Consider the following 15,411-nt stretch of genomic DNA (forward strand, 5'->3'; position numbering starts at 1 on the left):
ATATTTTTTAAAGTTGAATGTTAACACCCGCAGTAAAAGTCTTCGCTGATGGGTAGGTTCCTCTGTCAATACCAAGCGACATCAACGATGACCCAGCGCCAGCATTTTCAGCCTGATTATTGGTTCCTTGTCCGAAACCATTAACTTCAGGATAATACCCCTTGTAATTATGAAGCGTTATTAAATTTTGGGCCGTAGCATAAATTTTAAGTCCTGAAAACCCTATTTTTTCAACGATACTTTTATCAACATGATAACTTAAAGTAATATTTCGTAATCTGACAAAAGAGCCGTCTTCTATATAGTGTGAAGAAACCCTGTTTTGCAACTGTGCCGCCGCACCTGAATTAGTGGTACCATTCCCTAGTGCTCTGGGAACGGAAGTGATATCTCCCGGATTTTGCCATCTATTTAATACATTGGCACTTTCATTAGCATAACCTGATAAAGCTTCAATTTCCATTCTTGTTGCATTATACACTTTATTGCCTTGAACGGCATCGATAAGAAACGACAAAGACAGTCCCTTGTACGTAAACTCATTTGAAAAACCTACGGTGTATTTAGGTAAAGCCGATCCCAGATTCATCAATTCATTACTATAAACCAAATTACCGGTTTGCGGATCTACCCCTTCCGATTTATACCCCCAGAATGTTCCAAGAGGATAACCATTCTTAATAATTTGAGTGTAAAGAGGCACATTACTTCCTCCAATTGTTATTGGTCCTGTCTGGAAAGAGGTGTTTGAATCGATACCCTCTATCACATTTTTGTTTTTAGAAAAATTCACATTAGATGACCATGCAAAATCGTCTGTTTTAATTATGGCTGCATCTATTGATAATTCTATACCTTCATTAATATCATATCCTGGTAAATTCATTGCTGTTACAGAACTCCCTGAAGTTTTTGGCAATTGCAGCGTGAAAATCATGTCTTCCACTTTCTTATGATAATAATCTACCGTTAAATTTAAACGGCTATCTAAGAAACCTACCTCTAAACCAAGATTGGTTTGTGTTGCTGATTCCCATTTTAAGTCAGGGTTACCTAACTGAGCGGCTGGCTTGATACCAGGGGCAATATCAGAGGAATTGTAAGCATATGGAGCGCCTGCATTAAGTAAGCTGTATGAAGGATATAACATGGTGTAAGGAGGTAGATTACCCGTTTTTCCCCACCCGGCACGTATTTTTAGATTTTGCATCCATTTTACATTTTCCATGAATTTTTCATTAGAAATCTTCCATCCTGCAGAAAAGGCTGGGAAATTTCCGTACACAACATTGTTACCAACTCTGGATGATCCATCACGACGGAACGTAGCTGTAAAAAGATACCTGTTGCCATACCCGTAATTAAATCTTCCGAAATAGGAATTTGTAGACCATTCGTACTCTCCTGTTCCAATTTGAAAGTCTGAACTAGCTGCATTTAAAGTTGGTACAGCACTTGTTGCAAACCCAGCTCCGGATTGACGTGAATTCGATATTGATTCGTTCATTGCGGAAGTTCCAAAAATCACATCAAAAGAATGTTCCCCAAAGGTTTCTTTGTAATTCAATGTGTTATCCCATTGCCATCTGAAAACTTCAAAATAAGTGCTTTCACCACCACCTTGAGAACTACGTCCACTAAGGCTGCTATAAGGATCTAGGAAATAATCGTATTTTGAATTTTGAACAACACCGTTTAGCTGACTTTTAAAAGTGATGTTTTTAGGCAACTTGGCTTCTACAAAAGCGTTCCCCAATAAGTTATTCCCAATAGTTTTATTGGTATTGTTATAAATCAATGCCAAAGGATTTTCACCGGAATAAAAATTACTCACACCATATACACCTGGAATAGGTGCATTTGACGGCATATAAACCGGAATATACTCTGGAGTAACAAGTGCACTAAGTACAACGCCACCAAAATTAGCAGAAGCATTATCTGTTATTGATCTTTGATTCGTTCTGTTATAGTTAATGGACCCCCCTATTTTTATCTTTTCTGTTACATCCTGATTAACACTTAGATTAGCGGAATACCGTTTAAAATCTGACCCTACTATGATTCCTTCCTGGTTTAGATATCCCAGACCCAGGTAATAATTACCGGTATCGGAACCACCAGAAGTATTTACATTAAAACTCGTCTGACCTGCAGTACGATAAATTAAATCCTGCCAGTTGTTGTTGGTTCCTGATAAATTATAATAACTTGGAACACTAGGCTCGGTACCTAAAATCTCCGTTTGTAAATCAAACCATTGCGAATTGTTTAAAACCGGTAATTTTTTAACAATCTGTTGTACGCCACCATAGAAATTGATCTCTGTTCTGGGTTTGCCTTTTTTCCCTTTTTTAGTTGTTATCAAAACCACCCCATTAGTGGAACCGGCAGCTCCATAGATACCTGCTGCAGACGCATCTTTTAAAATGCTCATTGATTCAATATTATTAGGATCAATTGCCTTGATATTACTGGTAAGAGCACCATCTACAACATATAGAGGCTCCCCTCCATTTGGGGACCCTATTCCTCGTACACGAACAGATAGAGAACCGCCAGGAGTTCCCGATGAAGAAGAAACCTGAACCCCGGATGCCTTACCGGTAATCGCTTCAACTGCATTAACGATAGGCCTGTCGGATACATCACCCAGCTTAACAGTAGTGATTGCTGAAGTAACATCTTTTTTCTTTTGACTTCCATAACCTATTAATACGACTTCATCTAAACTTGCCGCCTGTGATTTAAGTACGATAGTTAAGGTTGTTTTTCCATTTAAAGGAACTTCCATGGTAGCAAAACCAGGGTAGCTGACTATTAATACCGCATTTTTACCGGTGCTAATTTTAAACTTGCCATCAAGATCAGTGGCAACACCATTTGAACTTCCCTTCTCTAATACATTTACACCTGGTAATGGCCCTCCTATTTCATCTGATACCGTTCCAGTAGTTTCTTTTGTCTGAGCTTGCATTATACCGGCGGCCAATAAAAATAAAATCAAAAAATATTTTTTTGTTCTCATACATTCATAATTTAGTTTTGGTTGATAATTTAGTTTCTAGTTAATAATTTAGTTTGGTTCATAAATCAATGCGTTTTTAATAATTTCATTTTTAAAAATTTTATCGTTAATATGTTGATTAATTGATGCAAAAGTAGAAACGTTTTTACGATTATAATAATTACAAAGCAATACAAAAACCATACAGACTGCATTTCACAACCATTCAAAAACCAAACAAAATCACAAATATTTATTGATTTACAGTGACTTGTACCTAATTTAATACTGTACTGCATAATTTTAATATCAAATAATAACAATACATTTGTATATTGCGTCAAATAAAGCCCTTTTTTAAAATCGGCAGTAGCAATAAGGCAGTGATTGAAGTGTTATTCTTACATAAAAAATAGTACATAAACCTATTGATACCATCATGAATTTTATAAGAACCATTATCATCCTATACTTCGTTTTATTTTCAAATTATCTGTTAGGACAGGATAAAGTGATTGGTCTGCCTGAAATCAGAAATTATAAAAAAACAGATTATAAAGGAGACCCTCAAAATTGGCAAATTGATCAGGATAAAAATGGGAACCTTTATTTTGCCAATAATAAAGGACTGTATCAATTTGACGGCTTCTCCTGGCGCAGATACGCCTTGCCAAATTCTGGTTTAATCCGGTCTTTTAAAATTGATCCATCAGGAAAGATCTATGTCGGCGGCACAAATGAATTTGGGTATTTCAAACCCAATTCAAAAGGAAAAATGGACTATTTTTCCCTATCTAAATCCATTACTAAAGATGCCCTTAAATTATTTGACATTGTTTGGAAAATACACCTCTTTAATGATGAAGTAATTTTTCAATCCTTTGTGGCAGCCTACATTTTTAAAGAAAATAAATTAACGGTATTAGTACCGCCGAGTCGGTTCCAATTTTCATTTCAAGTGAACAACCGGCTTTACTTTCAGGATCATAGAATCGGCATTCTTGAATATAAAAACGATAACCTTTTTCCTCTGAGCGGAACTGCTGTTTTAAATGGGGACGAAATTTGGGGAATGTTTCCAATGCCCGATAACAAATTATTAATTGCAACATTAAACAGTGGTCTCTATTTATATGATTACAAAAAAATAACCTCCTGGAACACGGAAGCCAATACCTTTATAAAGAAAAATGTTTGTTTGGGAGGTGTTGCACTTAAAAACAAATCTATTGTTCTTAATTCATCGATAAACGGCATTATACTATTTGATACCACCGGTAAAATAGTACAACATATAAACCATGAAAAAGGGCTTCAGAATAACACTGTACTGGCTTCATTTGCAGACGATAAAAATAATCTTTGGGTAGGATTAAATAATGGTGTTGCATTTATTAACGAAAACTCCCCTATTACGCACATGAGCTACAGTTATGGGCTTAGCAGTGTATATGCTTCGGCCATATTCAAAGAAAATATTTATGTCGCCACTGATCAAGGGCTCTACTATCATTCTTTAAAAGACAATCGGAAAGAAGAAGCTTTTAAATTTGTAGCCGGTACCTCAGGCCAGACCTGGAACATACAAGTAATCGACAATCAATTAATCTGCGGTAGCAATAAAGGAGCATTAGTAATCGATAATGGAAAAACAGTTAAGAAGATCAACAGTCTGGGCCATTTATTTTTCAAGAAAATTCCCACCAACCCTGATTATATGATTGGGTCTAATTATAATGGCTTTGACATTTTTAAAAAAGTTTCCAATAACTGGCAATTTATAAATCAGGTACAAGGAATTAACGGTTATCCCTTTGCATTTGAAATAGACAACAAATACATTTGGTATAAAAAGGATGATTTAATCTATCGGTTGACGCTGTCCAAGGACATGAAGCAATTTGAAACGATCAAAACCTACAAAAACATATCCAGTTCAAACAAAGGTATTGGAAGTATTCAAAGCATAAACAATACTGTTTATTTTCAAACCGATAATCATTTTTATACCTATTCCTCTGATAAAGAATCATTCATTGAAGATAAAAAATTAAGCAATCTATTTAAAAATAGTGCTAAAATAAAAGCATTAAATGAAGATGCCAATGGAAACTTATGGTATGTTTTTAATGAATCGATAGGCGTTTTAATGAAAGAGCAAAATGGCTCCTACAAAAATGTTGTCGCTCCTTTTTCTAATTTTGCAGGAAATCTGGTTACTAATTTCTTTTCTGTTAACACCTTTAATGCTGAAAATATATTTATAGGATTAACAGATGGTTTAGCACATTATAATGCAAAACAGAAAAAAAATTACAGTACCAAACCAAAAGCCATTATAAGAAGTTTTATTCACTCCGGGGACACCTTAATTTTAAACAATGGTCAGAAGAAAATAGAGGGATATAAACTTCCCTACAAGTTTAATAATGTAAAATTCACCTTTTCTTCACCGACCTACGAAAATCTTGACAACGTAGCATTTTCGTTTCTATTGGATGGCTTTGATACCAGATGGAGTAGCTGGTCCAACACTGCTGCGAAAGAATATACTAATTTGCGGGAAGGTAATTACACCATGAAATTAAAAGTGCGCAACAGCTATGGTGTTCAATCGGAAACGACTTCGCTGTTATTTACCATTTCACCTCCGTGGTACAGGCATCCATTAGCCTATTTCATTTATGTCGTAATCCTAATTTTTAGCATTTACATGATACGCGAAAGAATGAAAATGAAAATTAGAAAAAATCAATACTACCAGACCATCGAACAAAGAAGGCTGTATTTGGAAAAAGAAGCTAAAATAAGACAGGAGCAATACGAATTGGAAAAAGAAATCGAAAAACTTAAAAACGAAAAACTTAAGGTAAAAATCCTGGTGAAAGATAAAGATCTAGTGAGTAATTCTCTGCAAATAGTTAAAAGCAATAAAGTTTTAAATGGAATTATCAGCAAGTTAAAAGATATTAATGAAGAAGCATTTGATGAATCCACCAAATCTCAATTTACCAAATTGAAAAAAAGTATTGCAAAAGAAGTAAGTACAGATAATAACTGGGGGAATTTAGAAAAACATGTGAAAAATGTACATTTTGATTTTTTAAAACGACTAAAAGAGAAACATCCAAAAATTTCCCCAAGAGAACTTGACCTATCAACCTACCTCCTTATAAACATGTCAACCAAAGAACTTGCAGAAGTTATGAATATCTCTATTGGTGGAGTTGAAGTAGCCCGCTACAGATTGCGAAAAAAATTAGGACTGAATAATAAAGAAAACCTAAATAGTTATTTAATGAGTATTTAATAAACAACCCTGAACATAATAGATTTCTATTGGTTTTTTGGTATAAATCTTCTTAAGCAGCTGAAAGTCCTATTTCTTGTAAATCAACTGGGCCCGAGACAGAAAAAAGCAAGTATTATAATTCTTGGAAAAATCTTTAAATAATGTGCTTTTGCCAGAATCATTGGGTCCTGCAAATATTATTATTTTTTTATTACCTGGTTATGCAGCACCATTCCTTTGAATAAGACAAATCGGGTTTCAATAGCCTCTTCTCTTTTTTTATAGCTTTTTTTGAGCCATCGGCCGGAATAAGCAAAAGAAAAAACAGTTTGGACTCGAATATCCAGTTTTATTCCACAAAAAAATACTCTCGCCTTTGAATAATTCCATGCTATTTATTTTTGAAATATAATAAAATATCTTTACATCTCTAAAGAATTAACAGGAACTACTTTACCCCTATTACTTGTCGCTATGTGACGTAATATTGCGTTACAACAACTTAAAAAAGCAAACTAACTTTACAACATTATGTTAATTGACTCGATTCTAACCGACTATTTTTTAACCTATTTTAAGTGGATACGAGTGATAATTTTTATAAAACGGAAAAACAATTAAATTTGAACTTTAATTTTAATTAGTTTAACAAATAAAATGAATACTACACCAGCAAATAGGACACTAAAATTTACAAAGAATGATTTCCCCAGTAATGCAAAAGACAAAGAAAATTATATCCTGGAATTTAACGATGAATTTGAAAAAAATGAAATTGATACGACAAAGTGGATTCCCTATTATTTACCACAGTGGAGTTCAAGAGAAATGTCAAAACCAAATTATGAAATTAAGGAGGAGAATTTGATTTTGAAAATCACTGAAAATCAAAAAGCGTGGTGTCCTGAATTTGATGGCAATATAAAATGTTCTTCCATTCAAACTGGTGTTTTTTCGGGAGCACTTGGTAGTACTGTCGGGCAACACAAAATGAATCCGAATTGCATCGTCCGACAAGAACAGCATGCTGAAGAAACTTATTTACCAAAATATGGATTTTTTGAAATTAGAGCAAAATCAACGGTTACCAGATCAAATGTTGTGGCCTTATGGATGATAGGGTACGAAGACAGTCCTGAAAAATCCGCAGAAATATGTGTTTTTGAGATCAAGGGTTGGAATGTTTTAAAAAGCAAGGCAAAAATTGGCTTTGGTATTCACAAATTCAACGATAAAAAGTTGCAAGAAGCATTTTATGAAGAAGATTTTAAACTCGATGTAACTAAATTTCATATTTATTCCGCCGAATGGACCCCTGAAAAAGTAGTGTTTTATATTGACAATCAAAAAATCAAAGAAATAGCACAATCTCCAAATTATCCTATGCAGTTTATGTTAGGGGTCTATGAAATTCCAACTGACCAAAAAGATAACTCCAACGAAAAATATCCAAATGAATTTACAATTGACTATGTCAGAGGATATAAACAAAAAGAATATTTTCCCTCCGAGTTGGCGTAGCTGAACTTCTTAATCCCTAACAGCATCAAAAAAACTCATGTTAGAAAAGCAATTTAGTAGTCCATAGAAATAACGCATGATATGACAATTTCAGAACAGTAAATTAATGGATCGTTACCACAGCGCATTCCTAAAAAGTTTCCTTTGAAGTAAACCTTTTGTCCCGATGAAATAAACCATCAAAGTTCCTTATCTTTCATTTAAATTAAAAAAACTACTATATCACCTATGCGATACTTAAACCTATTACTATTCTTGTTTATACTTTCATGTTGTTCCACTGCACAATCTCAGGTTCGGACCGTTTTGCCTTTTAACGATGATTGGAAGTTCAGTTTTGTTTATACTTCTTCTAAGGATTATACAGTTAAGGACGTAACGCTCCCGCATACCTGGAATGCCAAAGATTTGGCTTTTGAGCGGACTTCGGCTGTGTATCGCAAAGAATTCCATGCAGAACAGAAGTGGTCTGAAAAAAGGGTATTTTTGTACTTTGAAGGTGTAAACACGGTGGCTGATGTATTTGTCAATAAAAAATATGTTGGTAACCACAAAGGAGGCTATACCGCTTTTGTTTTTGAAATTACCAAAATGCTTAACTACGGAGAAACCAACAGTATTAATGTGATGGCTTCCAATTCCTACCGTCTGGATGTATTGCCCCTAAACGGTGATTTTAATGTTTTTGGAGGAATCCATCGTCCGGTTAAATTGATCATCACCGATAAAAACTGTATTTCTCCATTGGATTATGCTTCTTCGGGTGTTTATATCTCCCCACGGGATGTCTCAGAAAGGAATGCTTCCATAGATGTAAAAACCTTAATTTCTGCCAAACAAAAATCGGATAAACTTCAATTGAAAGCCATTCTAAGAAAAACGAACGGAAAAATTGTGGACCAACAGCTTTCCAAAGTTTCTGATTCGGTTGTTTTTCAACATTTTTCGATAGCAAAGCCCCATCTTTGGAATGCAAAAAAAGATCCTTATCTGTATAAGATGGATATACAGTTGCTCGAGGGGGATAAAGTGATTGACCAGATTTCAGAAAATTTTGGGTTGCGTTCCTTTGATGTAGATGCTGAAAAAGGATTTTTCCTCAACGGTAAATATTATGACTTGTATGGTACAGGGTATCATGAAGACACCTTTGAGCATGCATCGGCTTATCTTCCCCAGGATTACAAAACGGATGAACGATCATTTGAAGAAATCGGAATGACTGCTTTGCGTTTGACCCACTATCCACACGGAAAGCCTATATACGATTGGGCTGATAAATCCGGAATGGTGCTTTGGACAGAAATCCCGTTAATTGGTTTTGGAGGAAATGTTGGTGAAGGTTATGTAAATTCCCCTGAATTACATAAAAATATTGAGCAAATGTTACTGGAAATGGTGCGTCAGAATTACAACCATCCCAGTGTTTTCTTTTGGGGACTGAAGAACGAACTTACGGTAAACTTTGATAATGCCAACCCGTTTTTAGCAAAGATGAATGCTATGGTAAAAAAAGAAGATCCTAGCCGAAAAACCGTTTTGGCCACCCATTTAGAAACGGGTGCTTTTGAAAACAGTACCGATTTGGTCGCTTGGAATAAATATTTCGGTTGGTATGAAGGTCAGCCGGAGGACATCGGAAAATGGATGGATAAAAAACATGCCCAAATCCCAAACAGGCCCATTTCATTGAGCGAATATGGCGCTGGCGCCAGCATTAACGATCATAGTTCAGAAGTGAAAAAGCCTGTTACCACCGCTAAATTCCATCCCGAAGGCTGGCAAACTTATTTTCATGAAATGCATTGGAAACAGCTGGCCGAACGTCCCTACATTTGGGGCAAGTTCGTTTGGGTTTATGCTGATTTTGCTTCGCATAACAGAAACGAAGGTGATACCCGCGGAATTAACGACAAGGGCTTGGTCACTTACGACAAAAAGACCAAAAAAGATGCCTTTTATTTCTATAAGGCCAATTGGAATAAAGAGCCAATGGTTTATATTGCTGACCGAAGATTTGTTGAACGTAGCGAAAAATCAACTGCCGTAAAGGTATTTTCAAACTGCGACAAGGTAGAACTATACCTTAATAACGTTAAAATCGGAACAAGCTTCCCTGATCAATATAAGACTGTCATTTGGGAAAACGTTACACTTGCCGATGGTGAAAATAAGATTAAAGCAATTGCATATAAAGGCAAAGTCAAATTAGAGGATAATTGTATCTGGAACGTGAAACAGTGAATAAAATAGTAAAACGGGTCAACTTCAATACCGTTGTTGTTGCTTTTTATTAGTATACTCTTAGCCAAGAGCCTTTAATAATAGATTAAAAAAATCAAAACTTCTCAATGACAAATACAATAACTTTCAATGGAATAAAAATGAGAAACCTTTATTTAATGCCACTATTGTCACTTCTTTTTTATTGTCAAATGACCATGGCACAGGCTACAGGGAAAACAGCATGGTTCGATCCGAACAAACCGGCATCCACTTATTGTAACCCCATTAATATCGGTTACAATTACTCTGTTGAGAATCACAATGGCATTCCTGAATCACGCCGTTCGAGCGCCGATCCTGTAATTATTACCTATAAAGGGGACTATTATCTATTCGCCACCAACCAGGCCGGATTCTTTTGGAGTAAAGATATGTCGGATTGGAAATTTGTATACGGCAGTTTTCAGCGACTTCCCGGCGATGACGATCAATGTGCTCCCGCTGCTTGGGTAGTAAACGATACCTTGTTTTATGTAGGTTCAACCTGGAAAAAAGACCATCCGGTTTGGAAAACAGCCAATCCGAAATCCGGTAAATGGACGCGCCATGTAGAAACAGCCATGTTGCCGACCTGGGATCCTGCTATTTTTCAGGATGATGATAAAAAAGTATATATGTACTATGGATCAAGCGGAAAATTACCGCTTTGCGGTGTGGAAGTAGATTACAAAGCCTGGTTGCCAAAAGGGAATCAGGCCGATTATGAAAAACTGTATGCCGCAACTGAAGTGGAAGACATTCAAAAACCGTATGGTGAAATAAAAGCAGTGGCTACTTTAGATCCTGCAGCGCATGGTTGGGAGCGTTTCGGACCTAACAATGATATGGAACCTGCTCCTTGGGGAAATTTTATCGAAGGAGCCTGGATGACCAAACACAATGGCAAATACTATATGCAATATGGCGCTCCGGCAACCGAGTTTAAAGGCTACGCTAACGGTGTTCATGTGGGTGACAGTCCATTAGGTCCTTTTGTTTACCAAAAGCACAATCCAATGTCTTACAAACCGGGAGGTTTCGTCATAGGAGCTGGCCACGGAAATACATTTGCTGATAATTACGGTAATTATTGGAATACCGGAACCTGTAAAATTTCAGTAAAAGATCGTTTTGAACGCCGCATTGATATGTTCCCTGCCGGATTCGATAAAGACGACATTATGTACTCCATTACCTCTTATGGCGATTATCCAACGCTTCTTCCAACCCAGCAGCGTGATCAGACCAAAGGCGCTTTTTCAGGATGGATGTTGCTTTCGTATAAAAAAACGGCTACGGTGTCTTCTTCTGAAGACTGCGCGCAGGTACAGACCCACAGGGTGGACACCGGTGGTAAAAAAGTATATGAGAAAATCTGCTACGATGCCATAAACCTGACCGATGAGAACATCCAATCGTATTGGTCGGCAAAAACCAGCAAAGCCGGCGAATGGCTGCAGGTTGATTTGGGAAGGAAAATGGAGATAAACGCTTTACAGATTAACTATGCCGATCACAAAGCCACACAATACAACAAGGCGATGGATATTTATTACCAATACCAAATCTTCATGTCGGATGACGCTGAGAACTGGACCTTAGTGATTGACAAATCCAATAACGATAAAGATGTTCCCCACGATTATGTGGAACTGTCAAAACCGATTGGAGCCCGCTATGTAAAAATGGTGAATGTTCACAATGCATCAGGATTGTTTGCCGTTTCTGATTTCCGTGTATTTGGAAATGGACTGGCAGCAAAACCAAAATCAGTTACCGGATTCAAAGTGGATAGAAATGCTACTGATCCGCGCAATGCAATGATTCATTGGAACAAACAAGCAGATGCTATTGGTCATACGATTTACTACGGAATTGCTCCCGATAAATTATACAACAACATAATGGTTTACGATGGAGACTCCTATGATTTTAGAGGTCTGGACAAGGGAACGGAGTACTATTTCAGTATTGAGGCCTTTAGCGAAAACGGAAAATCACCCTTAGCTACACTAGTAAAAGTCAAGTAAAAAGTACTGCCATGTAACAATCGTTGACAGTATAATTCTTCAAACAACAAAAAAATGAAAAAAATAGGAATCATTTCGGTACTGGTATTATTTACCTATTGCAGCAGCCATAAAAAAAACAGTTACAGTACCTATGATAAAAATGAAACTCAAAGCAGTATTCTTGGAAAAACGGCCTGGTTCGATCCTAATACTCCGCAAAAAACGTACTGCAATCCAATAAATATAAGCTACACGTATGGCGTAGAAAATCACAATGGCATTCCGGAATCCCGCCGCTCCAGTGCAGACCCGGTGATTGTTACTTATAAAGGAGACTATTATTTGTTTGCCACAAACCAGGCTGGATTTTATTGGAGCAAGGACATGTCGAATTGGGAGTTTGTTTACGGAAGCTTTCAGCGCCATCCGCATAGTAGTGATATTTGTTGCCCTTCGGCTTTAGTCATGAACGATACTTTGTTTCTAATTGGCCCCGACAGGAATATGCCGATCTGGAAAACAGCAAATCCAAAAGAAGGGCGCTGGACGCGTCATGTGGACAGCATTATTCATCCGGCAGGGGATCCTGGTGTCTTTCAGGACGATAACGGAAGGTTGTATTCCTATTACGGAACCAGTGGAAAATATCCATTGGTCGCCTGCGAATTGGATTATAAAACCTGGCAACCTAAAAAAGCTAAGGATTACGTTCCCCAGCCTCTTTCAACATATACCAATCAGGAAGAAGCTGTTGATTTTGATAAAAAAGGCATCAAAGAAGTTTTATGGATTCGTCCTAAAGAACACGGGTGGGAACGTTTCGGTCCGAATAACGATATGGAACCTGCCCCCTGGGGAGATTTTATCGAGGGAGCCTGGATGGATAAGCACAATGGCAAATACTATTTGCAATATGCTGCACCAGGAACGGAGTTCAAAGGCTATGCCAACGGTGTGTATGTTTCAGACAAACCATTAGGACCGTTTACTTACCAAAAACACAATCCGATGTCATATAAACCGGGAGGTTTTGTAATTGGGGCTGGTCACGGGAATACGTTTAAAGATTTAAACGGCAACTATTGGAATACCGGAACCTGCAAAATTTCAATGAAAGATCGTTTTGAGCGACGCATTGATATGTTCCCTGCCGGATTCGACAAAGATGACGTTATGTATTCCATAACTTCTTATGGGGATTTCCCGACGACATTGTCTCAAAACCAACGTGATCACTCCAAGGGGGCATTTGCAGGCTGGATGCTGCTTTCCTATAAAAAGCCAGTAAGCGTTTCTTCAACAGACACCTGCGCTTCCACTCGTACCCACAGGATAGACAATCAGGGTAAGAAAGTTTTCGAAAACCTGTGCTTTGGAGGTGAGAATGTAACCGACGAAAATATACAAACATGGTGGTCGGCAAAAACAAATAAACCAGGTGAGTGGCTCCAGATTGATTTGGGCAAAAAAATGGTACTAAACGCTTTGCAAATCAACTATGCCGATCATAAGTCGAATCAGTACAACAAGGCCATGGACCTGTACCACCAATATAGAATCTTTGTTTCAGACGATGCCCAAAACTGGAAACTGGCTGTTGATAAATCAAAAAACGACAAAGACGTCCCTCACGATTATGTTGAATTAACCAAGCCGATAACCGGGCGCTATGTAAAATTAGTCAATGTTCACACCGCAACGGGATTGTTTGCCGTTTCTGATTTTCGTGTATTTGGAAATGGACTCTCCGAAAAACCAAAACCGGTTACCGGATTCAAAGTCGATAGAAATCTTTCAGACCCCCGCAATGCAATGATCCACTGGAACAAGGAACCAGATGCCATTGGTTATTCCATTTACTATGGTATCGCTCCCGATAAATTATACAATAGCATTATGGTGTACGACGCAGACTCCTATGATTTCAGGGGGTTAGATAAGGAAACAGCCTACTATTTCAGCATTGAGGCTTTTAACGAAAACGGGAAATCAGAACTAACTAAAAAGCTAAAAATCAATTAAAAAAATAATTATGTTACCATCCAGAAAATATCCAACAGTGCTGCTATTACTGCTTTTCAGTATTTTTATGAATGCACAGCGTTTAAAAATAGTAACCTATAATATCCGTTTGGATCTTGCCTCCGATGGTGAAAATGCCTGGTCAAAAAGGAAAGATTATTTTGCCGGACAGCTTCAGTTTTATGAACCGGATATTTTTGGCGTTCAGGAGGCCACCCCGGTTCAGGTTACCGATATATCGACCTTACTTCCCCAATATGCCTCGATCGGAATTGCAAGAGATGGTATAGGGAAAGGCGAAGCTTCCAATATTTATTTTAAGAAAGACAGATTAGCGGTGATTGAATCCAGTACTTTTTGGCTTTCGGAAACCCCGGATATGATTTCAAAAGGCTGGGATGCCGCCTACAACAGGGTCTGCACTTATGGATTGTTTAAAGATCTAAAGACAAGAAAGAAATTTTGGGTTTTTAATACCCATTTAGACCACGTTGGAGAAACGGCAAAAACAAAAGGACTCCAATTGATCCTGTCAAAAATAAAACAGTTGAATAGTAAAAATTATCCCGTTGTCTTTATGGGAGATTTAAATTCGGAACCCGAAACGAATCGCATAATTGAAATAAAAAAAGTGATGAATGATTCCCGGGAAATTTCGGCTCAACCGCCTTTTGGCCCTTCAGGAACATTCAATGCATTTAGACATGATCTGCCTGTTACCCGATTAATCGACTATATTTTCCTTTCGAAAGACAGTGCCATAAAAGTAACTAAATATGCTGTTTTAAGTGATTCAAAAGATTTAAAATATCCTTCAGATCACCTGCCTGTATATATTGAAATTAATTTTAAATAAGTACTAAACTGTAAATTCCAGTGGCATTGACCAGCTGATTCCAATTCAAAATTGACTACCTGATTTCGGAGTAAATAGATTCCCTATTCAGGTGGTTTATTTTATGGAAATGCAGTTCTGGCAGCTGCAAGAATTCTATTGATAGCGACTGCCCGGGAAAGGAAAAACAAAACAATAGGTTTCAGATGTCTTCCTTCAATAAATAAAAAATTATGAGCCTATAAAATTCTAGTGAATTAGAACAAATCATCCGTCGCAATCTGGTTTGCAGACTCATAATAAAAAACTCCGTTTTTTTTTATAAACTATAATCCCGAATTGACAAGTATTCTTCATAAAATAAATAGACATCTCATCAGCTACGTCTGAACATATCCGCCCACCAATTATATCAATCAACTAAATTCTGATTAAAGTTCCCAACTAAAAAAACAAA

Annotated in this window: 7 protein-coding genes; 6 read left to right on the plus strand and 1 reads right to left on the minus strand. The window is 37.0% G+C overall.

Features of this window, described 5'->3' with window-relative positions:
• Positions 1–7 precede the first annotated feature (7 nt).
• Entirely contained in the window at positions 8–3,028 is a 3,021-nt protein-coding gene (locus ACNQGH_RS09805) for a SusC/RagA family TonB-linked outer membrane protein (protein ID WP_417955823.1), read from the minus strand.
• 418 nt (positions 3,029–3,446) lie between these two features.
• On the opposite strand from ACNQGH_RS09805, the gene ACNQGH_RS09810 reads away from it, so the two are divergent.
• The 6 genes from ACNQGH_RS09810 to ACNQGH_RS09835 all read left to right on the plus strand — a co-directional run bounded on the left by ACNQGH_RS09810 (position 3,447) and on the right by ACNQGH_RS09835 (position 14,975).
• Positions 3,447–6,317 (plus strand): triple tyrosine motif-containing protein, encoded by a 2,871-nt coding sequence (locus tag ACNQGH_RS09810; RefSeq protein ID WP_417955824.1) that lies wholly within the window; start codon positions 3,447–3,449, stop codon positions 6,315–6,317.
• Positions 6,318–6,956: 639 nt separating this feature from the next.
• The gene (locus tag ACNQGH_RS09815) at positions 6,957–7,820 is read left to right on the plus strand and encodes a glycoside hydrolase family 16 protein (protein WP_417955825.1); all 864 of its coding nucleotides are present in this window, start codon (positions 6,957–6,959) and stop codon (positions 7,818–7,820) included.
• Between the two features lie 228 nt (positions 7,821–8,048).
• Positions 8,049–10,064, plus strand: coding sequence for a glycoside hydrolase family 2 protein (locus ACNQGH_RS09820; RefSeq protein WP_417955826.1), 2,016 nt, complete (start codon positions 8,049–8,051; stop codon positions 10,062–10,064).
• A 140-nt stretch (positions 10,065–10,204) separates the two neighbouring features.
• Complete coding sequence (locus tag ACNQGH_RS09825; RefSeq protein ID WP_417955919.1) at positions 10,205–12,115, plus strand: discoidin domain-containing protein; 1,911 nt, start codon at positions 10,205–10,207, stop codon at positions 12,113–12,115.
• Between the two features lie 54 nt (positions 12,116–12,169).
• Positions 12,170–14,119 carry a family 43 glycosylhydrolase gene (locus ACNQGH_RS09830; RefSeq protein WP_417955827.1) on the plus strand — a complete coding sequence of 650 codons (1,950 nt, stop codon included), beginning with the start codon at positions 12,170–12,172 and terminating at the stop codon, positions 14,117–14,119.
• A 10-nt stretch (positions 14,120–14,129) separates the two neighbouring features.
• A complete protein-coding gene (locus ACNQGH_RS09835) occupies positions 14,130–14,975 on the plus strand; it encodes an endonuclease/exonuclease/phosphatase family protein (RefSeq protein WP_417955828.1) in 846 nt (281 codons plus the stop codon).
• Positions 14,976–15,411 lie beyond the last annotated feature (436 nt).

Source organism: Flavobacterium kochi, from assembly GCF_048286715.1.
Classification (GTDB): Bacteria; Bacteroidota; Bacteroidia; order Flavobacteriales; family Flavobacteriaceae; genus Flavobacterium.